19 protein-coding genes and 1 pseudogene are annotated in these 23,906 nt (G+C 65.0%); 7 read left to right on the top strand and 13 right to left on the bottom strand.

The genetic code is table 11. The features are described from left to right. Window positions 1–121 (bottom strand): annotated as a pseudogene (locus tag QM685_RS20315) (2-methylcitrate synthase); the annotation flags it as partial. Window positions 122–358: 237 nt separating this feature from the next. Here QM685_RS20315 and prpR point away from each other — a divergent pair. Next, a complete protein-coding gene (gene prpR / locus QM685_RS20310) occupies window positions 359–2,305 on the top strand; it encodes a propionate catabolism operon regulatory protein PrpR (RefSeq protein ID WP_415118624.1) in 1,947 nt (648 codons plus the stop codon). A 9-nt stretch (window positions 2,306–2,314) separates the two neighbouring features. On the opposite strand, the gene QM685_RS20305 is transcribed toward prpR, so the two are convergent. Next, a complete protein-coding gene (locus tag QM685_RS20305; protein WP_415118622.1) occupies window positions 2,315–3,238 on the bottom strand; it encodes a LysR substrate-binding domain-containing protein in 924 nt (307 codons plus the stop codon). 132 nt (window positions 3,239–3,370) lie between these two features. Here QM685_RS20305 and QM685_RS20300 point away from each other — a divergent pair, with 132 nt between their 5' ends. The 5 genes from QM685_RS20300 to QM685_RS20280 all read left to right on the top strand — a co-directional run bounded on the left by QM685_RS20300 (window position 3,371) and on the right by QM685_RS20280 (window position 8,858). Further along, window positions 3,371–4,456, top strand: coding sequence for a tartrate dehydrogenase (locus QM685_RS20300; RefSeq protein WP_415118620.1), 1,086 nt, complete (start codon window positions 3,371–3,373; stop codon window positions 4,454–4,456). A gap of 339 nt (window positions 4,457–4,795) precedes the next feature. Beyond that, window positions 4,796–5,536 (top strand): class I SAM-dependent methyltransferase, encoded by a 741-nt coding sequence (locus tag QM685_RS20295; protein ID WP_415118619.1) that lies wholly within the window; start codon window positions 4,796–4,798, stop codon window positions 5,534–5,536. 29 nt (window positions 5,537–5,565) lie between these two features. Continuing rightward, entirely contained in the window at window positions 5,566–6,552 is a 987-nt protein-coding gene (locus QM685_RS20290; protein WP_415118617.1) for a succinylglutamate desuccinylase/aspartoacylase family protein, read from the top strand. Window positions 6,553–6,971: 419 nt separating this feature from the next. Next, window positions 6,972–8,330 carry an MFS transporter gene (locus QM685_RS20285; protein ID WP_415118615.1) on the top strand — a complete coding sequence of 453 codons (1,359 nt, stop codon included), beginning with the start codon at window positions 6,972–6,974 and terminating at the stop codon, window positions 8,328–8,330. Between the two features lie 195 nt (window positions 8,331–8,525). Beyond that, complete coding sequence (locus tag QM685_RS20280) at window positions 8,526–8,858, top strand: hypothetical protein (RefSeq protein ID WP_415118613.1); 333 nt, start codon at window positions 8,526–8,528, stop codon at window positions 8,856–8,858. A 37-nt stretch (window positions 8,859–8,895) separates the two neighbouring features. Here QM685_RS20280 and QM685_RS20275 read toward each other — a convergent pair whose 3' ends face one another. The 6 genes from QM685_RS20275 to QM685_RS20250 form a co-directional block, all read right to left on the bottom strand. After that, a complete protein-coding gene (locus tag QM685_RS20275; protein WP_415118611.1) occupies window positions 8,896–10,086 on the bottom strand; it encodes an arabinogalactan endo-beta-1,4-galactanase in 1,191 nt (396 codons plus the stop codon). 144 nt (window positions 10,087–10,230) lie between these two features. After that, the gene (locus QM685_RS20270; RefSeq protein WP_415118609.1) at window positions 10,231–12,195 is read right to left on the bottom strand and encodes a beta-galactosidase; all 1,965 of its coding nucleotides are present in this window, start codon (window positions 12,193–12,195) and stop codon (window positions 10,231–10,233) included. Between the two features lie 61 nt (window positions 12,196–12,256). Next, window positions 12,257–13,108: a carbohydrate ABC transporter permease gene (locus QM685_RS20265; RefSeq protein ID WP_415118607.1), complete on the bottom strand. Its 852-nt coding sequence runs from the start codon at window positions 13,106–13,108 to the stop codon at window positions 12,257–12,259. A gap of 52 nt (window positions 13,109–13,160) precedes the next feature. Next, window positions 13,161–14,066 carry a carbohydrate ABC transporter permease gene (locus QM685_RS20260; protein WP_415118605.1) on the bottom strand — a complete coding sequence of 302 codons (906 nt, stop codon included), beginning with the start codon at window positions 14,064–14,066 and terminating at the stop codon, window positions 13,161–13,163. Window positions 14,067–14,169: 103 nt separating this feature from the next. Next, entirely contained in the window at window positions 14,170–15,423 is a 1,254-nt protein-coding gene (locus QM685_RS20255) for an ABC transporter substrate-binding protein (RefSeq protein ID WP_415118603.1), read from the bottom strand. Window positions 15,424–15,543: 120 nt separating this feature from the next. Beyond that, window positions 15,544–16,695, bottom strand: a complete 1,152-nt coding sequence (locus tag QM685_RS20250) for an ABC transporter ATP-binding protein (protein WP_415118601.1) — start codon at window positions 16,693–16,695, stop codon at window positions 15,544–15,546. A 204-nt stretch (window positions 16,696–16,899) separates the two neighbouring features. On the opposite strand from QM685_RS20250, the gene QM685_RS20245 reads away from it, so the two are divergent. Continuing rightward, complete coding sequence (locus QM685_RS20245; protein ID WP_415118599.1) at window positions 16,900–17,916, top strand: LacI family DNA-binding transcriptional regulator; 1,017 nt, start codon at window positions 16,900–16,902, stop codon at window positions 17,914–17,916. 22 nt (window positions 17,917–17,938) lie between these two features. Here QM685_RS20245 and QM685_RS20240 read toward each other — a convergent pair whose 3' ends face one another. From QM685_RS20240 to QM685_RS20220, 5 genes are read right to left on the bottom strand one after another with little or no spacing between them, the layout of a single operon-like run. Next, window positions 17,939–18,904, bottom strand: coding sequence for an amidohydrolase family protein (locus tag QM685_RS20240; RefSeq protein WP_415118597.1), 966 nt, complete (start codon window positions 18,902–18,904; stop codon window positions 17,939–17,941). Between the two features lie 4 nt (window positions 18,905–18,908). Continuing rightward, window positions 18,909–19,910 carry a 4-hydroxythreonine-4-phosphate dehydrogenase PdxA gene (locus QM685_RS20235; protein ID WP_415118595.1) on the bottom strand — a complete coding sequence of 334 codons (1,002 nt, stop codon included), beginning with the start codon at window positions 19,908–19,910 and terminating at the stop codon, window positions 18,909–18,911. A gap of 37 nt (window positions 19,911–19,947) precedes the next feature. Continuing rightward, entirely contained in the window at window positions 19,948–21,270 is a 1,323-nt protein-coding gene (locus tag QM685_RS20230; RefSeq protein ID WP_415118593.1) for an MFS transporter, read from the bottom strand. Between the two features lie 44 nt (window positions 21,271–21,314). Continuing rightward, a complete protein-coding gene (locus QM685_RS20225) occupies window positions 21,315–22,490 on the bottom strand; it encodes an L-rhamnonate dehydratase (protein WP_415118591.1) in 1,176 nt (391 codons plus the stop codon). Window positions 22,491–22,517: 27 nt separating this feature from the next. Then, window positions 22,518–23,855 carry an MFS transporter gene (locus QM685_RS20220; RefSeq protein ID WP_415118589.1) on the bottom strand — a complete coding sequence of 446 codons (1,338 nt, stop codon included), beginning with the start codon at window positions 23,853–23,855 and terminating at the stop codon, window positions 22,518–22,520. Window positions 23,856–23,906 lie beyond the last annotated feature (51 nt).

Raw genomic sequence — 23,906 nt, 5'->3', positions numbered from 1 at the left:
CGTTGCCGGTCTTGCCGACCGTGCACAGCGCGGTGTTGCCCGCGGTCACGCCGGACAGCGCGACGGACTTCTTCGGTTTGAATGCGCCCGCGTTCGGCGTGCTGTTGTCTGCTTCGCTCATCGATTGTCTCCAGTATTGGGGGGGTGGCTTGGGTCACGGCTTTGGACGGCAGCGTCTAACGCAAAGAACGGGCCAGTCCGCGCGCTGCCCGCTAAGTGCCTGATTCGACGACACTCTGCCCGCAACCGCGCCCTCGCCGCGCATCGCGTTTCATTTCATAAATGAAATCGTGATTTCAAATATGCAATGAATCCGTTCATAATGGGGTTCTCTCCCATCCGCCGCGAGCTGAACACCGTGAGCACGTCCCTTTACGAATCGCCGCAACGTCCGCGTATCTGGGCGCTCTCGATCAGCCGCCTGCGCGATCTGTTCTTCGATATCGCCGGCGAATACGTCGAACGCGCCGATCTGCGCATCGTGTCGCACGGCTTCGAAGACGCGGTGCGCGAAATCGAGAGCGCGGGCGCCGGGCGCCCCGACGTCGTGATCGCGGGCGGCTCGAACGGCGCGTACCTGAAGACGCGCGTATCGGTGCCGGTCGTGCGCATCAACCCGAGCGGCTACGACATGATGCATGCGCTCGCTCGCGCGCGCCGCGAAGGCGCGCGCGTTGCGCTCGTCACGCACGGCGACACGCCCGACGAAGTGCGCCGCTTCGCGACCGCTTACGCGCTCGACATCACGTTCGCGTCGTATCAGTCGGTGCAGGACGCGGAGAGCGTCGTGCTCGATCTCAGCGATCGCGGCATCGACGTGGTGGTTGGCCCCGGTTTCGTCACCGATCTCGCCGCGAATGCCGGCATGGGCGCGGTGTTTCTCTACTCGCGCGCGTCGGTGCGCACCGGCTTCGACACCGCGCTCGAAGTCGCCCAGGCGACGCGCCGCGAAACCGTGCGCCGTCAGCGGCTCGACACGCTGCTGCAGCATCTGCGCGACGGCGTCGTCGCGCTCGATGCGCAAGGCCGCGTCGAAGTGATGAACCAGCGTCTCGCGAGCGTGCTCGGCATCGATCCGGCCAGAGCGGTGGGCCGCGCGCTGCTCGATCTCGCGCCGGACCTCGCGGGCAGCCTGCCCGATACGGACGGCGACAGCTTCTGCACGGTGCGCGGCGCGAGCTACGTCGTGCATCGCGGACCGCTCGCGAGCAGCGGCGGCGCGGCGGCCACCGTGCTCACGTTCCAGGAATCGCGCGCGGTCGAACGGCTCGATCGCACGCTGCGCTCGCGCCAGCGCGTGCAGCAGTTCTCCGCGCGCTACCGGCTCGACGATATCGTCGGCGCGTCCGCATCGATCGAACGCGTGCGCGCGCTCGTGCGGCGCTATGCGAAGTCGGACGCAACCGTGCTGATTCTCGGCGAGAGCGGCACCGGCAAGGAGATGGTCGCGCAGAGCATGCATCAGTTGAGCGCGCGGCGCGACTTCGCGTTCGTCGCGATCAATTGCGGCGCGTTTCCGGAAGCGTTGCTCGAAAGCGAACTGTTCGGCTACGAGGAAGGCGCGTTCACCGGCGCGCGCAAGGGCGGCAAGGCGGGGCTGATCGAAGTCGCGCATCGCGGCACGCTGTTTCTCGATGAAATCGGCGAGATGCCGCTGTCGTTGCAGAGCCGCCTGTTGCGCGTGTTGCAGGAGCGCGAAGTCGTGCGGCTCGGGTCGACCGAGCCGACGCGCGTCGATATCCGCGTCGTCGCGGCGACGCATCGCGCGTTGACCGACAGCGTCGCGGCCGGCACTTTTCGCGCCGATCTGTACTACCGGCTCGACATTCTCAGCATCGCGCTGCCGCCGCTGCGCGAGCGTCCGAACGACCTGTTGCCGCTTGCCGCCGAGCTGTTGCGCCAGGCCGCCGCGCGCGAGCCGGGGCTGATGGCGCGCGTGCCCGACGCAAATGCCGCCGAGCGTATGCTCGCGGGGCTCGGCGCGGCGTTGCGGCGCCATGCGTGGCCGGGCAATGTGCGCGAATTGCAGAACGTGATCGAGCGGATCGCGGTGGAACTGGCGGATGCGGATGCCGATGCGCCCGCCGTCACGCGCGACATGCTGCGCGCGGTCGCGCCGGAAATCGTCGAGCCCGCGGCCCGCGCGAAACCGGCCGCGCTCACGCTGCGCGAGCGCAGCCGTCACGTGGAAGCCGATCAGATCCGCGCGGCGCTCGCGGCTCACGATGGCGATCGCGATGCGGTCTGCGCCGCGCTCGGCATCAGCAAGACCACGTTGTGGCGCAGGCTGAGCGCGGCGCGTTAGGCCGGCGCATCACCCCCCCGTCCGCGCGATGCCGGGCCGCGCGAATTCCTCGCTGAGAAAATCCACGCACACGCGCACCTTCGCCGACTGCGCGAGCCGCTCCGGATAGACGGCCCACACGTTTGCCGGCTGCGTGACCTCGGGCAACACCTGGCGCAACCGGCCGCTCGCGATCAGTGGCTGCACGTCCCACAACGAACGCAGCACGATGCCGCGCCCGGCAAGCGCCCATTGCACGGCCACTTCGCCGTGATTGGTCGACAGCGGTCCCGTCACCTTGATCGACACCGCTTCGCCGCGCACCGCGAGCCGCCACAGACCGAACGGATGGTCACGCTCCTTGATCGCGAGACACGCATGTGACGACAGATCCGCGAGTTGCCGCGGCGTGCCGTGCCGCGCCAGATAGTCGGGCGACGCGCACAGCACGCGGTGATTCGACGCGAGCCGCCGCGCGATCAGATGCGGCGCGATCTCATCGCCGATGCGAATATCGAGGTCGAAGCCCTCGCCGCCGACGTCGACCAGGCGGTCGAACAGATCGAGCCGCACGCTCAGTTGCGGATAGCGTTCCGTGAAACTCGCGAGCGCGGGCGCGACGAAGCGCCGGCCGAAGCCGAAGCTGCTGGAGATGCGCAGCTTGCCGCCCGGAATGCGGCGCGTCGTCGAGACGTCTTCGACGAGCTGGTCGACGTCGTCGAGAATCTTTTCGGCCCACGTATAGACGCGCTCGCCGGCCTCCGTGATCGCCACGCGGCGTGTCGAGCGATGCAGCAGGCGCGTGCCGAGCGTCGTCTCGAGCACGTTGATCCGCTTGCTGACGTAGGCCGCCGACACCGACAGCGCTTCGGCCGCCGCGCTGAAACTGCACTTGCGGGCGACTTCGCAGAACACGCGCAGATCGCCGAGATCGGGTGACGGGACGCTATTCATGAGGACGCTCTTTATGCACGAATCGTGCATAGTGGCTTAACCAAAGCTTGCATTTTAGGCGCAAACAGCAGGAATAGAATAAGCGGAAACAAGCACCATCGAATCACCGACCCATCCAAGGAGGACCACAGCATGTCGAACCGCTATCGAATCGCCGTCATTCCGGGCGACGGCATCGGCGTCGAAGTGATGCCCGAAGCGCTGCGTGTACTGGACGCCGCAATTCAACGCTTCGGCATCGAGCTCGAATACCAGCACATCGAGTGGGCAAGCTGCGACTACTACGCGAAGCACGGCAAGATGATGCCGGACGACTGGAAAGCACAACTGCAATCGGCCGATGCGATCCTGTTCGGCGCGGTCGGCTGGCCCGACACCGTGCCCGATCACATCTCGCTGTGGGGGTCGCTGCTGAAGTTCCGCCGCGAGTTCGACCAGTACGTGAACCTGCGGCCCGCGCGGCTGTTCGCGGGCGTGCCGTCGCCGCTCGCGGGACGCAAGGCCGGCGACATCGATTTCTGGATCGTGCGCGAGAACACCGAAGGCGAATATTCGTCGGTGGGCGGCGTGATGTTCGAGGGCACCGAGCGCGAATTCGTGCTGCAGGAATCGGTGTTCACGCGGCACGGCAGCGAACGCGTGCTGAAGTTCGCGTTCGATCTCGCACAGCGCCGCGCGCGCAAGAAGATCACGGTCGCGACGAAGAGCAACGGCATCGCGATCAGCATGCCGTGGTGGGACAAATGCGCGGCCGGTATCGCCGCGCAATATCCGGATGTCACGTGGGACAAGCAGCACATCGACATCCTTTCCGCGCGCTTCGTGCTGAATCCGGACCGCTTCGACGTGGTGGTCGCGACCAACCTGTTCGGCGATATCCTGTCCGATCTCGGCCCCGCGTGCACCGGCACGATCGGCCTCGCGCCGTCGGCCAATCTGAATCCGGACCGCAAGTTTCCGTCGCTGTTCGAGCCGGTGCACGGCTCGGCGCCCGACATCGCCGGCAAGCACATCGCCAATCCGGTCGCGATGATCTGGTCGGCCGCGATGATGCTCGACTTCCTCGGCCATTCCACCGGCAAGGAACGCGAAGCGCACGACGCGATTCTCGCGGCGATCGAGGCGACGCTCGTCGAAGGTCCGCATACGGGCGACCTCGGCGGCAACGCGAGCACCAGCGACGTCGGCAAGGCGATCGCGGCGAAGCTCGGCGCATGAGGCCGTCGGCGCGGGGCGGGCCCACGCGCCGGTAAATACGTACACCCACGCGCGCAGGTTTCCGCCATGAATCAGTAAATAATGCTTCGCGCGGCAACTCGATACGCCATTCGTCTTTCCACAATCGACAGAGACGCGACCGCTCCGCCAGGGTCGCCTATCATTGACCATTCACTTCCATGATGCGATCCGGCATCTTCACTATGGACTCAACCGCGCGCGGCGTTCGTCAAACGCACGCTCGCGCCGGTCTCAAAGGGGGAAAGTGAAATGGTCTCAGTATCTGGTGCAGTCTCCGCGCGAGTTTCCCAATTTCAAGCTGCCATTCAGCGTAGAACCTTGTCGCTCTATCGCAAGTCGTTCGCGGAAGATATGAGCTTCACCGAGGCGGTCAGGAAATATCCGGACCGCAATGCGCTGTACGCTTACATGCATCACTATTACAAGTACCTGGCGCCCGAGGAGCTGCGCGAGCACAGGGCCTACTTCACCAGTCAACATCGCGGCTTCGGAGAAGATGCGTTTCATGCGATGTGGTGGCTGCTTCTGCGCGAATACCGGCCGCATTATTGCCTCGAGATCGGCGTCTATCGCGGACAGGTCACGTCGCTGGTCGGGCTGATCGCGAAGATGTGCGGCTACGAATGCGAGATCCACGGCATTTCGCCGTTTTCTCCGCTGGGCGATACGGTGAGCACGTATCTGAAGAACATCGATTATCTCGAGGACACGCTCGCGTCCAACCGGCGCTTCGGGCTGTCCGATCCGCAATTTCTGAAGGCGCTGTCGACCGATGCCGTGGCCACCGAATATATCCGTTCCAGGGCATGGAATCTGATCTATATCGACGGCAATCACGACTACGACGTCGTCCTCGCCGACTACAAGCTCTGCCGCGATTCGCTCGCGCCGGGCGGTCTGCTGGTCATGGACGATTCGAGCCTGTACACCGACTACAAGCCCGCGAAATTTTCATTTGCCGGTCACCCCGGACCCTCGAGGGTCATGAAGGAACTCGCCCTTTCCGAATTACACTGGCTGGGAGGCGTGAGCCATAACAACGTCTTCATGAAAACCTGATCAACCCCCTTGCGCAAGGACGCGTCTGCATGAGCATGGAAGCCTATCCGATCGAAGTCGAATTCCCCGATATCGCGCCGCACGAGCAATCGTCATCCGGCATCGCCTACGTTCACACGTTCGATTCGGGCCTGCCTGGTCCGCACGTGATGATCAACGCGCTCACGCACGGCAACGAAGTGTGCGGAGCGATCGTCGTCGATGAACTGCTGCGCCGCGCGCTGCGGCCGCGGCGCGGGCGCCTCACGCTGTCGTTCGCGAACGTCGCCGCGTATCGGCGCTTCGATCCCGCGAAACCGGATGCCGCGCGCTTCGTCGATCAGGACTTCAATCGCGTCTGGACCGCCGCGGTGCTCGACGACACGTCGCGCACGTCGAGCGAACTCGAGCGAGCGCGGGCGATGCGCCCGGTGGTCGACACGGTCGACGCGCTGCTCGATCTGCATTCGATGCACGAGAAGAGCAAGCCGCTGATCGTCGCGGGGCCGCTGCAAAAAGGCATCGACCTCGCCACCCGGCTCGGCACGCCGGCCACGGTGATCTGCGACGAAGGGCATCCCGAAGGCCGCCGCATGCGCGACTACGAAGGTTTCGGCGATCCGGCGAGCCCGAAGAACGCACTGCTGATCGAATGCGGCCAGCATTGGGAGCGCGGCGCGGTGGCGGTCGCGCGCGACACGACCGCGCGCTTCCTGCTGCTGGCCGGCGTAATCGACGAAGCCGATCTGCCGCCCGGCTGGCTCGCGCCGCTACCGCCGGCGCAGCATATCGTGCGCGTCACGCAACCGGTCGTCGCGACCAGCATGGACTTCCGCTTCGCGGCGCCGTACACGGGCCTCGAGGTTTTCGCCGAGGCGGGCGCGTTGATCGGCTGGTCGAACGGCGAGGAAGTGCGCACGCCCTATGACAACTGCATGCTCGTGATGCCGTCGCTGCGGCAGTTGCGCCCCGGCGTGACCGTCGTGCGGCTCGGGAAGATCGAGCAGACGGTCACGAATCCGGGGGCGGCGGTCTGATCGCCCGAAGCCGCCCCCTTCCCGCGTCCTCTTCGCTTCTTTTCCGCTTTCCCCCCGCTTAGCCTCTGCTTGCCCCGGCGCGTCGGCACATCGACGCGCCAGCCCCCCTCCGAAGCCCCTCTTCCGCCCAGCGTGTTCATAGGCCCGCGCCCATTTTTTTCGTATCTCGGGTATTCCCGCGTTGACCCGAGACCCCCGGATTATTTACATTGGCGCGCGTTCGCTGAAAGAATCACCGTTCTTTAAGCGAACAAATCGCCTGCCCGGTGCGGTTCCTGCAAGTCGGCCGTCCGGGTATGATCTATTGCCGAAGCGCAGCCATTTTGCCGTGGCGCAGGCATCGTGCGCCGCCTGCAGACGGCGTACGGTCTTGAGAAAACAGCTCGTCGTGCGGGCCTTTTCGCAGTCAGGAGACCATCATGAACCGCAGCACCGCTGTGAACGTTCAAACCTTCATCAACGAGCATCCGTTTTCGCCGTTCCAGTGGCTGATCTTCTTCATGTGCTTCATCATCGTCCTGCTGGACGGTTTTGACACGGCGGCAATCGGTTTTATCGCGCCTTCGCTGATCAACGAATGGGGTATCGACAAACCCTCGCTCGCGCCGGTGCTGAGCGCGGCGCTGTTCGGCCTCGCGTGCGGCGCGCTCGGCTCGGGTCCGCTGTCCGACCGCCTCGGGCGTCGCGGGATGCTGCTCGGCTCGGTGCTGCTGTTCGGGCTCGCGTGCCTCGGCTCGGCGTTCTCGAACAGCATCGAACACCTGACCGTGCTGCGCTTCATCACCGGCGTCGGTCTCGGCGCCGCGATGCCGAACGCCGTGACGATGATGGGCGAGTACTGCCCGGATCGCCGCCGCGCCACCGTGATCAACCTGATGTTCTGCGGCTTCCCGCTCGGCGCCGCGTTCGGCGGCTTCCTCGCCGCCTGGATGATTCCGCATTTCGGCTGGCGCAGCGTGCTGCTGCTCGGCGGCATCACGCCGCTGCTGCTGTTGCTCCTGCTGTTCGCGAAGATGCCGGAGTCGGTGCGCTACATGGTCGCCAACAACAAGCCGGTCGAGCGGATCCGCGCGGCGCTCGCGCGCATTTCCGGCGACGCGGCGCAGGCCGGCGCGTTCACGATGACCGAAACCGCGCCGCAAACCGGCGGCAAGGGTCTCGGCGTCGTACTGTCGCGTTCGTACATCGTCGGCTCGGTGATGCTGTGGCTCGCGTACTTCATGGGCCTCGTGATCTTCTACGCGTCGATCAACTGGATGCCGATCCTGTTGAAGGACGCCGGTCTCACGCCGCAACGCGCGACGCTGATTTCCGCGCTGTTCCCGCTCGGCGGCGTCGGCGCGGTGCTGTGCGGCTGGCTGATGGACCGCTTCAACGCGAACCGCATCATCGCGGCGTGCTATGCGCTGACCGCGCTCAGCGTGTACTTCATCGGCCAGGCGGCCGGCAACGTCGGCGCGCTGGTGTTCACAGTGTTCGTCTCCGGCGTGCTGATGAATACCGCGCAATCGTCGCTGCCGGCGCTCGCCGCCGCGTTCTACCCGACCCAGGGCCGCGGCACGGGCGTCGCGTGGATGCTCGGCGTCGGCCGCTTCGGCGGCATCGCGGGCTCGTTCCTCGTGGCCGAACTGACGCGTCGCCACTTCTCGTTCGGCGGCATCTTCGCGACGATCGCGGTTGCCGGCCTGCTGTCGTGCATCGCGCTGCTGATCAAGCAGGCAGCCCGTCCGCAGGCGATGGAAGCCGGTGCGTCGAAGGCGGAATCGTTCGGACATTGAGCACGGAGTACCGCTTCGTGGAGTAACCCGTGAATACGATACGGTGATTTGCAAAGCCGCCCTGCGATGCGCAGGGCGGCTTTTTCATTGGCGGCCGATTAGCTACACTACGCGGTCGTTCACCCGCGCGCAGGCCGAAACGGCGGCTTACCGCCGTCATCGCGCCGCCGCTCGTCTCATCTCAGGATTCCGGTAATGAAACGCGTCGTCGTATCCACGCTCGTCGCGCTGTGCGTCGCGCAGCCGGCCGCTCAGGCCGTCGCGCAGACCGTCAGCGATCAATGTTTCGCGTTAGGCGATATCGCCGGCCAGGTCGCGTCATGGCGCGCGCACAAGAAGACCGAAGACCAGGCGCTCGCTCAGGCCGCCCGCTACTACAAAGACCCGTCCGATCGCGCGGCGGTCGATGCGATCATCGAAAAGATCTACCGCCCCGACGCGCCGCGCATGACGCCCGATCAGGCGAGCATGGCGATCACGTCGGAGTGCGTGAGCCAGCACAAGGGGCAGGCATCGCCCGCGCAGTGATGCATGCGGGCCCGCTGCGCGCGTTCAACCGTATGCGTCAGCGTTTGCGAAACGCGTCCAGCGACGGCAGCGCATTGCCGTGGAAATCGAACAGCGTGTTGTTGTCCCACTGATCGCCCGCGCCGACTTTCCAGCCGACGTTCGGTGTCGGAATCCACTCCGGCTCCCACCAGAACACGCCCTTGCCGTGACCGTCGGGGATTGCCTTCACGATATCCGTCACCGCGCCGAGGAATTGCGCCTGACCGGCCGGCGTCTGCGGGAACGTCGACGTGCCCACGTTGGTCATCGTGTCCGGTTCCGAATCGCCGTCGCTGGTCGTCCACGGATAAGCGGTTTCGACGACGATCACGTCCTTGTCGTAGCGCGTCGCGAGATCGTTCGCATTGTTCTGCAGATCGCTGAACGACCCTTGCCACTGCGGGTAGTAGGACAGGCCGATCACGTCGAAGGTGACGCCGCGCTGCGTCGCGCTGTCGAACCACCAGCGGCTCGTCGCGTTGTTGCCGCCGCTGTCGATATGCAACATCACCTTGATGCGCTCATCGACGGATTTGACCGCGTCATGGCCGGCTTTCAGCAGCAGCGCGAGATTGTCGAGCTGATCGTATTTGCCGAGCGGCCACAGCATGCCGCCGGTGATTTCATTGCCGATCTGCACCCACTCGGGATGCACGCCGTCATGCCTGAGCATCTTCAGCACGTTCGACGTATACGCGGACAGCAGCGCGCACGTCTGCGTGATGTCCTTGCCGGCCCACTCGTGCGGCGGATACTGCTTGCCCGGATCGGCCCACCAGTCGCTGTAGTGGAAGTCGATCAATACCCGCAGGCCCAGCGCGGCGGCACGGCGCGCGAGTATCCTCACGTGTTCGGCATTGTTCCAGCCGGCCGCGGGGCTTTGATTGGCGGGGAAAAAATCCGGATTGCCGGGATCGTTCCAGACCTTGATACGGATCGAATCGACGCCGTGGCTCTTCAGAATCCACAGGCAATCGCGCGGCTCGCCGTGCTCATGGAACTTCGCGCCGTTCGCTTCGAGTTCGAGCAGCGTCGACACGTCCGCGCCCATCGCAAAGCGGTTGCCGCGCGCGGCGGCATCGTGGCCGCCGCCATGCCCCGGCTGCCCTTCGCGCTCCGCGGCGAAAACCGGCGCGCCAACCGTCGCGCCGACCCCGGCCGCGGCGGCAGCGCCCGCGAGCCATCCCAGCATTTCTCTTCGGTTCATCCGTCATCCTCCATCGATTGAATGGCGGCTTTTTGCCGGCCGCCTGGTCCGGGTTGATGCGTCCGTGCCTTCACCTTCGATTGCTACCTGCGAGTTTCACAACCGCCTTAACAGCGCTCTTCTCCTTCTGGCGTGACCGGCGTGTCATGCGTCCTGCCACACGCAAACGTCGCCGGTTTTCAGCCGTGGCTCGCCGAGCACGAACGTCGCGTTGGCTGGCGCCGGCGCCCGCACCGGCTGCGCGCCGAAATTGAATGCGAACGTCAGGCCACCGCGCCGGCGAATCCGCAGTCCATCGGCGAGCAATTGCGTATCGAGGCCCGCGTCGCGCGCAGCCTGCTGCAATACCGTGCGATGCAGTTCATGCGACAGCCACCCGGCGACGTAGCGCGCGTTGCCGTGCGTGAGCAGGGCCGGCCACGCGTCGTTGAAGCATGCGGCGACACGCGTCGCGCCGTTAGCGCGCACGTGCTCGCGCCAGTGCAGCGCGACGCCCGGCGTGCCGTCGATGCAAAGTGCGGGCGCCAGCGTCGGCCGCAACGTTTCGACTTCGAGCACCTGAAGCGGCAGCACGCGCTGCAACGCGCCGGGCGGCAGATTGCCGGGAATCGCGAACGCGCCGGTCTTCGAGCCGCTGCGCGGACCGAACACCCATTGCGCGTTGCCGCGCGCGACCTGCTCGACGAGCGCGTCATCGATCACCGCGAGGCTCGGCACGACGACGAGCCGATACGCCGAAAGATCGGCGCGGCCCGGCACGATATCGACGTCGAGTCCGAGTTCGCGCAGCGACTCGTAGTAGTCGAACACGAGCGTCTGATAATCGAAGCCCTTGCCGTGCCGCTGGATCTCGAACATCCACTGCGTTTCGTAATCGAACACGAGCGCGACGTCCGCGCGCGCGGGCGCGGCGAGCATCGACAGTGCCGTCGAATTCGCGATCTCGCGCGCCGCCTGCCGCACCTCGATGCCGCCCGGCGACAGTTCGTTGTTCGGCAGATTGAGCCCGGAGTGCATCTGCTCCTGCGCATACGGACACTGACGCCAGCGGAAATACGACACCAGCTCCGCGCCGTGCGCGAACGCTTCATATGCCCACAGCCGCACCATCCCCGGCGCGGGCACCGGATTCGACGACGCCCAGTTCACCGGACCGGCCTGCTGCTCCATCACCCAGAAGCGGCCGGTGCCGATGGCGCGGTAGCGGTCGTGATCGAACGCGGATACGTCGGGATGCGCGGTGCGCGCGAAACGCGCTTTCTGTTCCTCCGGCAACGCGATCGTTTCGGTGCGCGCAATCGGATAGCTGTCCCATGCGGCCACGTCGATCGCGTTGTCCGCGGCGAAGCGATAGTGATCGAAGGTCGTGAAAAAGCCCATGAAGTTGTGCAGCAGATCCGCGTTCGGCGCATGCTCGCGCAGCACGTCGATCTGCTCGCGGTGGAAGCTCGCCACCTCGTCGGACATGAAGCGGCGGAAGTCGAGCAGATGGATCGGATTCGCATCGGTGGGCATCAGGTTCGGCAGGCCGATCGCGTCGAACGACGGATACTCCATGCTCCAGAACACGTTGCCCCATGCGTCGTTCAATGCGCCGATGGTTTCGTAGTGCTGCTGCAGCCATGCGTGGAAGCGTTTCAAAGCCGTCTCCGAATAGCTCGGCACCGTGTCGTGGCAACCGAGTTCGTTATCGGTCTGCCATGCGACGATCGACGGATGCCGTCCATAGCGTTTCGCCATCGCGGTGACGATGCGCACGCATTCGCGCCGATATGTGTCGCTCGAAATGTCGTAATGACGGCGCGAGCCGAAATTCCAGCGCGTGCCGTCGGCGCGCACCGGCAAGACATCCGGATACGCATCGACGAGCCACTTCGGCGGCGCCGCGCTCGGTGTGCCGAGCACCAGTTTCAGGCCCGCATGCGCGAGCGTTGCGACGGCTTCGTCGAGCCATTGCCATTCGAATTCGCCGGCGCGCGGCTCCATGCGGCTCCACGCGAATTCGGCGATCCGCACGTGCGTGATGCCGAGTTCGACCATACGCCGCGCGTCGTCGGCCCACATCGCGCGCGGCCATTGTTCCGGGTAGTAGCAGACACCAAGTTGCATGTGAAAGTCTCGTGGTGAGTTGACGTCGAGCTGCGCTTCAGCCGTTTGATTCGATCGCCGCTTATCCCTTGCTCGCGCCGAAAGTCAGCCCGGCGACGAAATGCCGTTGCATCGCGAAGAACATCAGCACCGAGGGCAATGCGGCCAGCACCGAGCCCGCCGCGACCAGGTTCCACGCGGTCGTCCATTGCCCCTTGAGCGCGGCGACGCCCACCGTGATCGGCGCGGCATCGTCGCCCTGCGTGAGACACAGCGCCCAGAAGTAGTCGTTCCACACGAACGTGAATACGAGAATGCCGAGCGCAGCGAGCGCGGGGCGAATCAGCGGCAGCACGATGCGCAGATAGATCGTCCATTCGCCCGCCCCTTCGACGCGCGCCGCCTCGATCATCTCGAACGGCAACTGCTTGATGAAGTTGCGCAGAAACAGCGTGCAGAAGCCGGTCTGGAACGACACGTGAAAAATCACGAGCGCCCATACGGTGTTGAAGAGGCCGGCTTTCAATGCCATGTCGCGCACCGGAATCATCAGGATCTGGATCGGCACGAAATTGCCGGCGACGAACGCGAACAGCACCGCCGTATTGCCCGGAAAGCGGTACGTCGCCAACGCGAAGCCCGCCATCGACGCGAGCACGATCGCGCCGATCACCGACGGCACCGTAATCAGCACGCTGTTGGCGAAGTAATGCAGCATCGGCGTTTGCGTGAGCGCGGTACCGTAGTTCTCGATCAACGCGAGATGCCTGGGCCAGCTCCAGTAATCGCCCTGCAACAGCTCGTCCGATGAGCGGATCGACGTGACGAGCACGGCCAGCATCGGCAGCAGCCAGATCACCAGCGCGAGCGGCAGCGACGCCTTATAGAGCGCGCGATTGAGCGGTTTCCAGCGTTCGACGGGAAGCGGATACATGATGGAGTACTCCTCGGGGGCGTCGAAGTGAATGGCGCAATGAGCGGCGAATTCAACGTTCCTCGCGCAGCATGCGGCGCAGATGGAACACGATGTAGACGAGCATGATCGCGAACAGCACGACCGCGATCGCCGCGGAATAGCCTTCGCGGTAGTACTTGATCGCCTGGTCGTACATGTAATAGGCGAGCACCGTCGAGCTGTCGAACGGACCGCCGCCGCTCATCACCGCGATCAGATCGAAGCTGCGCAGCGCGCCGATCACGGTCAGCACGACCGCCATGAACGTGGCGGGCCGCAGTTGCGGCAGGATCACGTGCCATAAAAGGCGCAGTCCTTGCGCGCCTTCCATGCGCGCGGCCTCGACTACTTCGGGATTGATGCCGGTGAGCCCGGTCAGATACAGCACCATGCAGAACGGCGTCTGCGGCCAGAGCGCCGCGAAGATGATGCCGAACGTCACCGTGCGCGGATCGCCGAGCACCGGAATGCCGTGCCCGACGATCAGCCGCAGCAGCCCGAACGTCGGGTCGTAGAACCAGCTGAACACGAGCCCGACCACGACGCCCGACAACACGAACGGCGCGAAAAACAGCGACTTCACGACGCGCATGCCGCGCACGTGCTGGTTCAGATATAGCGCGAACATCAGACCCAGCGGCGGCGCCAGAAGAAACAGCACGAGCCAGATCAGGTTGTTCTTCAGCGCCGTATAAAACGTATCGGACTGAAACAGCTCGACGTAATTGGCGAGACCCGCGAAGGTCTTCGGCGTCATGCCGTCCCAGTTGTAGAAGCTCAGCGAAATGCTGCTGATGATCGGATAGATCACGCACAGCGCGAACAACGCGCAGCCCGGCAGCAGAAAGAAAAACGCGGCGCGATGCTGATGACGGCGCGTCGTCGAGACGCGACGGGGCCGCGCCGCGGTCAGGCGGCGCGCTGCGGTATGAGACATGGATCGGCCTCGGCGGAAATCGACGGCGAAAACTGGAAGCGGAAAGCGCGGGCAAACCCCGGCCGCGACTGCACGGCCGGCGTGGCTTGCCTGACTTCCGGCCTTACTTCTGGTAGATGCGCTTGCGCGTCGCTTCGAGATGAGCAAGCACGGCATCGAGTTGCGACGGATCGCTGTAGAACTGCTGCATCGCCTTCATGCCTTCGTCGGCCATTTCCTTCTGCATGTCGCGATCGTAGAACTGCGCGATGCCGCCCTTCGTATTCGCGAGCGTCTGGAAGCCGACCTTCGAAATCGCGTCATCAGGCTCGGCCGCCTGGCTGTTCGACGGCAGTTGGCCCCAGCCCTTCGCGAGTTCGGCGTTGATCTTCGGCGTCTCCATGAACGCGAGCAGCCTGCGCGCGTCGGCCTTGTTCTTCGCCTTCGCCGGAATCAGCAGCACGTTGACGGGGCCGTCCTCGGCCATCGGCACGTTCGCGTCGATCACCGGGAAGCGGAAGAAGCCGATCTGATCCTTGATCGACGGCGGGAAGCTCGCCGAGAAGAACGTGCCCATCAGCATCATCGCGGCCTTGCCATTGACGAGAAACGGCGCGATCGAATCGACGTCGTAAGAGAGCGCGTTGTCGATATACGCGTGATTGTCGAGCAGCGTTTTCCACGTCGTGTAAACCTTCTTTACGCGCGGATCGGTGTACGGGATTTCGCCGGCCATCAGCTTCTGATGGAACTCGTTGCCGTTGATGCGCAGATCGAGGTAGTCGAACCATGCGGCGAGTGTCCAGCTATCGCGCGCGGGCACCGCGATCGGCGCGACGCCGATCGCCTTCAGCCTGTTCGTCGCGTCGATAAATTCTTCCCACGTTTTCGGCTCGCTTTTGATACCCGCCTTCTCGAACAGATCCTTTCGATAGAAAAAACCGTAGGCGTCGTAACCGAGCGGCGCCGCGTACTGCTTGCCCTTGTAGGTCGATGCTTCCTTGACCGATGCGTACTGCTGCGACCAGTTGTTCTTCGCCCAGTCCGGGCTCAGATCTTCCAGCAGTCCGCGTTGCGCGTAATAGGCCATCCGTTCGCCGTCATGCCACGACACGACGTCGGGCGGATCGGTGGCGAGCCAGCCGCCCATCTGCACCTTGTACGCTTCCTCGGTGATGTACGTGACTTTCAGATCGACGTCGGGATTGGCTTTCTTGAACTGGTCGAACGCATCCTGCCAGGTCGAGCGCTGATTACCGCGCGCCGATACATTGACGTTCAGCGTGGCCGCGTCGACCGCGGCGCTGCCGAACGCGCCGGCCACCAGCGCGGCGGCGATCGACACCCGAGCAAGACGGCGAAGGCGAAGAGCAATCATTCTGTGTCTCCTTGTCTACCTTGTTGACCGGCTACGCAGCGTGGCCGGCGATGTAACCCGCTCTGTGGCGGAATTCGCTATGACGGACCCGGCATCCACGGGGCCGTCCGTGACGATCGATCAGGCGGCCGCGCGTTCGGGTTCGAACGTGCCGCGCCGCAATGCGAGTCCCTGTTCGTCGAACAGATGGCACGCGGCCGGCGGAACGTGAACGCGAATGCGCTCGCCCGCGCCGAACGGCGTATCGCCGGGCGCCTTCGCGATCAGCGTGCCGCCCGCGTAATCCGCGTGGATGTAGCTGTGCTCGCCGAGCCTTTCCGACAGCACGATCGCGCACTGAACGGACTGCCCGTCGCCGTCGAGCCGCAGATGTTCGGGACGCACGCCGAGCGTGACGCGCTGGCCGCGTTGCAGGCGCTGGCCGTCCACATGAGCGACGAGCCTTTCGCTACTGCTCTGCGCACTCGCTGCAAGTGCCACCGTCACGCGGCCAGGCTCGACCGAGTCGACGGTCGCATCGATGAAATTCATGCGCGGCGAGCCGATGAAGCCCGCGACGAAGCGCGACTTCGGATGGTGATACAGCTCGAGCGGCGCACCGGTTTGCGCAATGCTGCCGGAGCATTCGGCATCCGCGCCCGCATGCAGCAGCACGATGCGGTCGGCGAGCGTCATCGCTTCGACCTGATCGTGCGTCACGTAGACGACACTCGCATCCGCAAAGCGCCGATGCAGACGCGCGATCTCGACCCGCGTCTGGCCGCGCAACGCGGCGTCGAGATTCGACAGCGGCTCGTCGAACAGAAAGACGCCCGGCTCGCGCACGATCGCCCGGCCAATCGCGACGCGCTGCCGCTGGCCGCCCGACAACGCCTTCGGATAACGCTCGAGCAGGCTCTCGAGTTGCAGGATCCGCGCGGCTTCCCTCACCTTGCGCTCGATCACGTCCTTCGGCTGCTTCGCGAGTTTCAACCCGAACGCCATGTTGTCGAACACGGTCATGTGCGGAAACAGCGCGTAGCTCTGGAACACCATCGCGACGCCGCGCTCGGCGGCGGGCACGTCGTCGACCCGCCGGCCGCCGATATGCAGTTCGCCTTCGCTCAAATCTTCGAGGCCCGCGATCATGCGCAGCAACGTCGACTTGCCGCAGCCCGAGGGGCCGAGAAACACGCAGAACTCGTGCTGCGCAATCTCCAGATTCACGCGCCGGATCACCGGCGGATGGTCGCCGTAGGCCTTCTGCACATCGGTCAAACGAATCGTCGCCATGCTGTCTCCACGTTGATTTAACCGCTTAAATTTTCGTGAAAAATAAACGGGCGACCCTTGTGCGGCCGGCATTTAATCGCTTAAATTCGAGTTCGACAGGAAAAGTCATGGCGGGTGTCTCCTTGATGTTTTCCAGAAACTTAGCAATGTCGCGGATCGTCTGCAACATTTGAATTGCATTCCCTAAATATGGGATAAACGAACATGGTCACGCTATCCGAAGTCGCGAAGCGCGCGCAGGTTACCGCCGCCACCGTCTCCAACGTGCTGCGCAATCGCGAGAAAGTCCGCCCGGAAACCGCCGAGCGCGTGCTGAAGGCGATCGCCGATCTCGGCTACCGGCCCAATCTCAACGCCCGCGCGCTGGCTGAAGGCCGCTCGTCGACGCTCGCGCTGATGCTGTCGAACATCTCGAACCCGTTCTACCCGGAGTTCGTGCTCGCGGCCGAGCGCGCGGCGCGCAAGCGCGGCTACTTCCTGATGGTCTGCAATACCGACGACGACGCCGAGATCGGCCGCGCGTATCTGAACCAGATTGCCGGCACGCTCGCCGACGGCGTGCTGGTGATGAACACCGACATCACGATCAACGACCTGTGCGCGTCGGCCACGCACAGCGCGCCGATCCTGCTGGCGATGTGGGAGCATCCCGAAGCGCCGCCCGCGCTGCCGTGTATCGCGGTGGATTTCGCGCGCGCGGGCGAGTTGGCCGCGCAGCATCTGCTCGAACTCGGCCATCGCGAGATCGGCCTGCTGATCGGCGACGGCTGCGGCGGCTTGCAGGATGCGCGCTCGAACGGCTTTCGCGCGGCGATGCGCGCGGCCGGCATCGAAGCCGACGCCGCCGCGGTGCTGCAGATTCGCGATTCGATCGACGCCGGCTACGCCGCCTGCATGCAGTTGATGGCGAACCGGCCGCAATTGAGCGCGATCTTCGCGACCAACGACCTGCTCGCGATCGGCGCCGCGCAGGCGCTGATCACGCTCGGGCGCCCGGTGCCCGACGACGTATCGGTGATCGGCATCACCGATATTCAACTCGCGCATCAGGTGCACCCCGCCCTCACGACGGTGGCGATCCAGACCGCCGCGGTCGCGGAGTTGTCGATTGAAAGTCTGATCCACCTGATTCAGGCGCCACGGCAGCAGCCGTCAATGGTGCTCGGGCCGCCGCCCGAGCTGGTGGTGCGTGCGTCGACAGGACCGCGCCGCGGGCGGTGAAGCACGCGCTTCATCCGTCACGTCACACTGACAAGCACAAACGATAGAGCGCCACCGCATTGTCATGAAAGAGCGCGAGCCGCTCGCGCGGCGTGCGTTGCGCGACCATCTGCTTGAAGCCCGCGAACAGTGCGTCGAGCGACACGACCACGCTGTCCACCGGGAAGTTGCTCGCGAACATGCAGCGCCCGACACCGAATGCGGCCAGCGCGTCGCGCACCACCGGCCCGTTGCGCTCGACGCTCCAGCGTACGCCCGGTTCGCCGAGCCCCGAAATTTTCAGGTGCACGTTGGGCTGCTCCGCCAGCATCGTCAGCGCGTCGCGCCAGCCGCGCAACGCTTCGTCGCTGCGATCGGCGGGCAGGCCGGTATGGTTGACGATCATCGTGACGCCGGGGAAGTCGCGCGCCAGTTCGGCGGCTTCGACGAAATGCCACCACGGCGTCTGCAACTCGAACATCAGATCCGTCCGCGCGAGCAATGCGTAACCGTCGCGCCAGCGCTCGCACCGCATCGAGCCCGGCGCCGCGAACGAAGACGTATGGGCTTCGCGCGCCACCGCCTTCGGCTTGTGGCGCACGCTGCGCACGAGCGGCATCGAGCGGAACGCGTGCAATACGTGCGCGACGTCGTCGCGATCGAGCCAGATCTGCCCGACCACCGCATTCGGAAAACCGCAGCGAGCGTGCAACGCGGTGGCCCAACCTGCTTCGCCGGCGGGATCGCGCGGGTCCCACTCGCCTTCCATCATCACGGTGCCGACCACCTTGTGCGGCGCCGCGAGCGCGAAGTAATCGTCCGGCAGGAAGTCGCGGCAGATGGCTTCGTAGTCGCCATAGCGGAACGCAATGCGCGGCCGGTCGCACAGCCACGGATGATAGTTGCGCTTCAGGTCCCAGAAGTGATGATGCGCGTCGACGATCGGCAGATCGGCGTCGTCGCCGCTGGCGAGAAAGCGTTCGCGCATCGCGTCGATGGCGCTCGTCATGCGTTCAGCCCAGGCGGTCCAGCGCCATGCGCGTGACGATGTCGAACGCCTTCTGCGTCGCGCCGACGTCGGCTTTGCCACGGCCGTGAATGTCGAAAGCGGTGCCGTGCGCGGGCGTCGCGATCGGAATCGGCAAGCCGCCGTGCACGGTGACGCCGCGCCAGAAACCCATCAGCTTCATCGCAATCTGGCCTTGATCGTGATACATCGTGACCACGCCGTCGAATGCCTTCTGGTCGCGCGCACGCACGAAGATCGTGTCCGCGGGGAACGGTCCCTGCGCGTCGTAGCCGAGCTTGCGCGCCGCCTCGACGGCGGGCGCGATCACGTCGATCTCCTCGCGTCCGAACGCGCCATTGTCGCCGTTGTGCGGATTGAAGCCGCACACCGCGATGCGCGGCGCCGGGTTGCCCGCGCGCTTCAGGCCGTCATGAATCAGTTGCACCGCACCGACGATGCGCGACTCCGAGAGCTTCGCGCTGACGTCCTTCAACGCCATATGCGACGTGACACGCGAGGTCCACAGTTCGTCGAGCACGTTGAATTCGCAGAAGCTGCCGGTGTAACCCAGTTGACGGGCGAACCATTCCATCTCGTCGCCGGTATTCATGCCGGCCATATGCAGCGAGGTCTTGTTGACCGGCGCAAACAGCATGCCCTGCGTGACATTGCGCTGCGTGAGCGCCAGCGCTTCCTTGAATGCTTCGAGGCTGTAGCGGCCGCCGCGTTCGGTGGATCTCGCGCGTTCGTACGGTTCGTCGTCGGGCAGGCGGAAATCGATCAGCGAAGGCACGCCCGCTTGCCGGAACGCGGCGTCCGCGTTGTCGACCACGGCGTACTCGAAGCGCTGACCTGCGATCTGCATGCCGGTCTCCAGTTCGCGCCGGTCGCCGATGATCAGAAGCTCGGCGCGCGCGCGGTTGTCGGCCTGCGCGAGCAGGCGCGCAATCAGTTCGGGACCGATGCCGGCGGGGTCGCCGAGCAGCACTGCAATGCGTGGTTTCATGTCGCTCATCCTGTTTCCCGGGTCGGGCAATGCGAATTCAAAAGGTACGGCGCAGATCGATCGCGATCGAGCCGATGATATAAACCAGCGCACACGCGCTGTAAAAATGCAGCACCACGTCAAACGAACCCGTGCGTTGCAGCACCAGGCCCGTAATCAGTGGAATGGAAATGCCGCCGATGCTGCCCGCGCAATTCATCAGCGCGCCCAGCAGACCGACCCGCCGCGGCGCGGCGAGCAGGGACGGCAGGCTCCAGTAGAGGCTTCCCCACATCAGGAAGAACGCCGCGACACACAGTACGGCCACGGCCTCGAGAGCCGACGAGATTGCCGGCAACGCGGCCAGCACGACGAGCGTCACGAGCCCGGACACGAGGATCATCCCCTTCACGATCTTGCCGCGCGAGCCGCCGCGATGACACAACGCATCGCACAGAAAGCCGCCTGTCAGCGAACCGAGCGTGCCGCACAGAAAGATGAAGAACGTCGACGTGCCGATCTGCTGCAAGCTCAAACCGCGGGCCTGCGTCAGATAGCTCGGCCCCCACGTGAGCAGGCCGAAGAAGATCATCGCCCAGCTCATGCGGCCGATGCACATCGCGAGTGTCGAGTACAGCGGCAGCTTCGCGCCGCTGCCGTCATGCGGCGCCGCGCCCGCCGACGGCGCGCCGCTCCCGCGGATATGCCGCAGCTCCGCCTCGTTCACGCCCGGATGCCGCGCGGGGTCGTCGCGCAGATAATGCCAGGCGAGCCAGCCGCAGGCAATCGTCGTCAACCCTGCCACGATGAAGGCCATGCGCCACGAGCCGAACGCGAGGATCAGGTTCGAGATCGCAAGGCCGCCGAGCGCCGCGCCGAGCGGCGAGCCCGCATCCATCAACACCGCGCCGCGCGCCCGCTCATGCCGCGACAGCCACAATGCGTTGAGCTTGCTGCCGGCCGGAAAGAGCGGCGCTTCCGCGCCGCCGAGGCCCACCCGCAGCAGCAGCATCGAAAGACCGCCCGACGCGACCCCCAGCAAGGTCTGGAACATACCCCACAGCAAGGTCGCGCCCGCCACCACGCGGCGCGGCCCGAAGCGGTCGATCAACCAGCCGCCGGGAATCTGCAGCAGCGCATACGACCAGAAGAAGCTGCTCAGAACGAGCCCCTGCATCGCGGGCGACAGCGCAAACTCGCGCGCGATGGTCGGCATCGCAATCGACAGCGAGATCCGGTCGACCAGGTTGATCAGCGTGATCAGAAACACCACGCCGAAGATGCGCCAGCGCACGCTGCTCGCCTTCCCGGCACTCTCGGCACCCTCGGGAGCGAGCGCCCCATTGCGCGGCGGCTCGCGTGCTTCGGTCTGCGTCTGCATGACTGTCTCCTGCCGATGCTGGCGTGGATGGGCGCCGGCGGGTCTTATTCGATGATGTTGAAATCGGCGAGATGCCTGTCGCTCAGCGTGATGCCGAGGCCGGGCGTGTCGTCGGAGAGTTGCAGATAGCCGTTCTCCGGCTGCGGCTCGCCGTCGAAGATGTAATAGAAAAGCTCGTTGCCCACTTCCACGTCGAACACCGGGAAGAACTCCGACATCGGACTCGCGGTCGAGGCCATCGTCAGGTGATAGTTGTGCATCTGCCCCGCGTGCGGAATCACCGGCACCGACCACGCTTCGGCCATCGCATTGATCTTGCGCGCCGCCGTGATGCCGCCCACGCGGTTGGTGTCGTACTGGATCACGTCGAGCGCGCGGCGTTCGAGCAGGTCCTTGAAGCCGTACACGGTGAATTCGTGCTCGCCGCCCGAAATCGGCAGGACGTTCATCTTCTTCAGTTCCTGATAGCCCTCCACGTCGTCGCCGATCACCGGCTCCTCCAGCCAGCGCGGATTGAATTCGGCGAGACGCGGCAGCATCCGGCGCGCGTATTCGAGCGTCCAGCCCATGTAGCATTCGAGCATGATGTCGACCTCGTCGCCGACCAGTTCGCGCAGCAGGCGAACCTGTTCGAGGTTTTTCGCCATCCCCCGCGGGCCGTCTTTCGGACCGTAGCCGAAGCGCATCTTCATCGCGGTGAAGCCCTGGTCGAGATAGCCCTGCGCTTCCGCGAGGAACGCGTCGCGATCGTCGTTGTTGTAGAGCTTCGACGCATAGCACCAGATCTTCTCTTTCGTGCGTCCGCCGAGCAGCTTGAACACGGGCTTGTTCACCGCCTTGCCCATGATGTCCCACAACGCGATGTCGATCGCGGAGATCGCCGCCATGCCGATGCCCTTGCGGCCCCAGGCGAGCGTGCGGCGATACATCTTCTGCCAGATGTACTCGTTATCGAACGGATCTTCGCCGATGGCGATCGGCGCGAGGTAGTCGTCGATGATCTGCTTGGCGACGCGCGGCGCGAGCGCGCAGTTGCCGATGCCGACGGTGCCGTCGTCGCATTCGATTTCCACCACCAGCCAGCCGTGGAAACGGAACGAGCCCATTGCGTCGCCGCGCTCGTAGAGGATGTCCACCGCGTTGGTGCAGAAGTGCGATTGCGGCGGTACGACCTTGCCTTTCCATTCAAAGACACGCGTGCGGATATGCCTGATTTTCATGGTCGATGATTCCTTGCAACAGAGGAGTTAACGGCCCGGGCGTTCGCCGAGCGGTACGGAACGATTGGCAACCGTGGCGCCCGTATGGGGCGCGCGCCGGAACGTGAGCAGCAATACCGCGCCGATCAGACCGACGGCCGACAGCGACAGCATCCCCGCTTGCGGCAAACCGGTCAGGTGTTCGGCGAGCCCCTTCAGATTGGGCGCGACGAAGCCGCCGAGATTGCCGATCGAATTGATCAGCGCGATGCCGCCGGCGGCCGCGGCGCCGCCGAGATAACCGGTCGGCAGCGTCCAGAACAAGGGCTGCACGGCCACGAAGCCGATCCCGGCGACACAGAACGCCGCGAGCGCCAGCGCGACGGACGAGGTGAGCGCCGACGCGGCAATGCCGAGCGCGGCGAGCACGAGCATCGCCGCCGCCCATGTCCGGTGATGGCCGTGACGGTCCGCCACGCGAGTCACGCAGAAGGTGCCGACGATCGCCGCGATCCACGGAATCGCGGTCAGCAGACCCACCTTCGTGCCGACATGGCCGCCCATGAGTCCGGCGATGCGCGTCGGCAGATAGAACACCACGCCGTAGACGCTCATTTGAACCGCGAAGTAGATGAGCGCGCAGAACAGCACGCGCGCATCGCGCAACGCCGCGAGCACCGAAGCCGGACCATGCGCGAGCTTGCGCGCGTCTTCGTCGCGCAACGCGCGATCCAACGCGTCGCGCTGCGCGGCATCGAGCCAGGCCGCTTTGGCGGGCCGGTCGGTCAGATAGAAGTACGCGACGGCACCCACCACCGACGCCGCGAGCCCTTCGACCACGAACAGCCATTGCCACGGGTGCATGCCGAACGGGTTGCCCGCATCGAGCAGCAGACCCGAGACCGGACTGCCGAGCAGCAGCGCGAGCGGAAAGCCGAAATAGAACACGCCCATCGTCTGCGAGCGGGTTCTGGCGGGAAACCAGTTGGACAGAAACAGAATGATGCCGGGAAAGAAGCCCGCTTCCGCGATGCCGAGCAGCGTGCGCAGCACGTAGAAGCTGGTTGCGTCGTGGACCAGCGCGGTGCATGCGGACACGATGCCCCACGTCACCATGATGCGGCTCATCCAGACGCGCGCGCCGAAGCGGTACATCAACAGATTGCTCGGCACCTCGAACACCGCATAGCCGACGAAGAAGATCCCCGCGCCGAATGCGAACGCCGCGTCGCTCAGGCCGGTGTCGGCTTGCAGCACGTTCTTCGCAAAGCCGACGTTAGCGCGGTCGATGAAGGCCAGCACATACATCAGCACGAGAAAGGGCAACAGCCTCGCGCGCGCTTTCGCAATCGCGCTGTCGAGCGCCGCACCGGCGGTGATCGTCATTGCTTCGTCTCCTGGGTTTTTGTCATCGACCCAACCGGAAAGCCGGTTCGC

Origin of the sequence: Paraburkholderia sp. (assembly GCF_047605525.1) — a bacterium.
Classification (GTDB): domain Bacteria; phylum Pseudomonadota; class Gammaproteobacteria; order Burkholderiales; family Burkholderiaceae; genus Paraburkholderia.
This window is presented reverse-complemented; position numbering and strand designations above follow the sequence as displayed.

Excerpts from the sequence above, each read along its gene's own strand:
- QM685_RS20285 (WP_415118615.1), top strand. The coding sequence starts at position 6,972 with ATGAACCGCAGCACCGCTGTGAACGTTCAAACCTTCATCAACGAGCAT.
- QM685_RS20275 (WP_415118611.1), bottom strand. The coding sequence starts at position 10,086 with ATGAACCGAAGAGAAATGCTGGGATGGCTCGCGGGCGCTGCCGCCGCG.
- QM685_RS20260 (WP_415118605.1), bottom strand. The coding sequence starts at position 14,066 with ATGTCTCATACCGCAGCGCGCCGCCTGACCGCGGCGCGGCCCCGTCGC.
- QM685_RS20270 (WP_415118609.1), bottom strand. The coding sequence starts at position 12,195 with ATGCAACTTGGTGTCTGCTACTACCCGGAACAATGGCCGCGCGCGATG.
- QM685_RS20225 (WP_415118591.1), bottom strand. The coding sequence starts at position 22,490 with ATGAAAATCAGGCATATCCGCACGCGTGTCTTTGAATGGAAAGGCAAG.
- QM685_RS20300 (WP_415118620.1), top strand. The coding sequence starts at position 3,371 with ATGTCGAACCGCTATCGAATCGCCGTCATTCCGGGCGACGGCATCGGC.
- QM685_RS20265 (WP_415118607.1), bottom strand. The coding sequence starts at position 13,108 with ATGTATCCGCTTCCCGTCGAACGCTGGAAACCGCTCAATCGCGCGCTC.
- QM685_RS20280 (WP_415118613.1), top strand. The coding sequence starts at position 8,526 with ATGAAACGCGTCGTCGTATCCACGCTCGTCGCGCTGTGCGTCGCGCAG.
- QM685_RS20220 (WP_415118589.1), bottom strand. The coding sequence starts at position 23,855 with ATGACGATCACCGCCGGTGCGGCGCTCGACAGCGCGATTGCGAAAGCG.
- QM685_RS20230 (WP_415118593.1), bottom strand. The coding sequence starts at position 21,270 with ATGCAGACGCAGACCGAAGCACGCGAGCCGCCGCGCAATGGGGCGCTC.
- QM685_RS20235 (WP_415118595.1), bottom strand. The coding sequence starts at position 19,910 with ATGAAACCACGCATTGCAGTGCTGCTCGGCGACCCCGCCGGCATCGGT.
- QM685_RS20255 (WP_415118603.1), bottom strand. The coding sequence starts at position 15,423 with ATGATTGCTCTTCGCCTTCGCCGTCTTGCTCGGGTGTCGATCGCCGCC.
- QM685_RS20250 (WP_415118601.1), bottom strand. The coding sequence starts at position 16,695 with ATGGCGACGATTCGTTTGACCGATGTGCAGAAGGCCTACGGCGACCAT.
- QM685_RS20305 (WP_415118622.1), bottom strand. The coding sequence starts at position 3,238 with ATGAATAGCGTCCCGTCACCCGATCTCGGCGATCTGCGCGTGTTCTGC.
- QM685_RS20240 (WP_415118597.1), bottom strand. The coding sequence starts at position 18,904 with ATGACGAGCGCCATCGACGCGATGCGCGAACGCTTTCTCGCCAGCGGC.
- QM685_RS20245 (WP_415118599.1), top strand. The coding sequence starts at position 16,900 with ATGGTCACGCTATCCGAAGTCGCGAAGCGCGCGCAGGTTACCGCCGCC.
- QM685_RS20290 (WP_415118617.1), top strand. The coding sequence starts at position 5,566 with ATGAGCATGGAAGCCTATCCGATCGAAGTCGAATTCCCCGATATCGCG.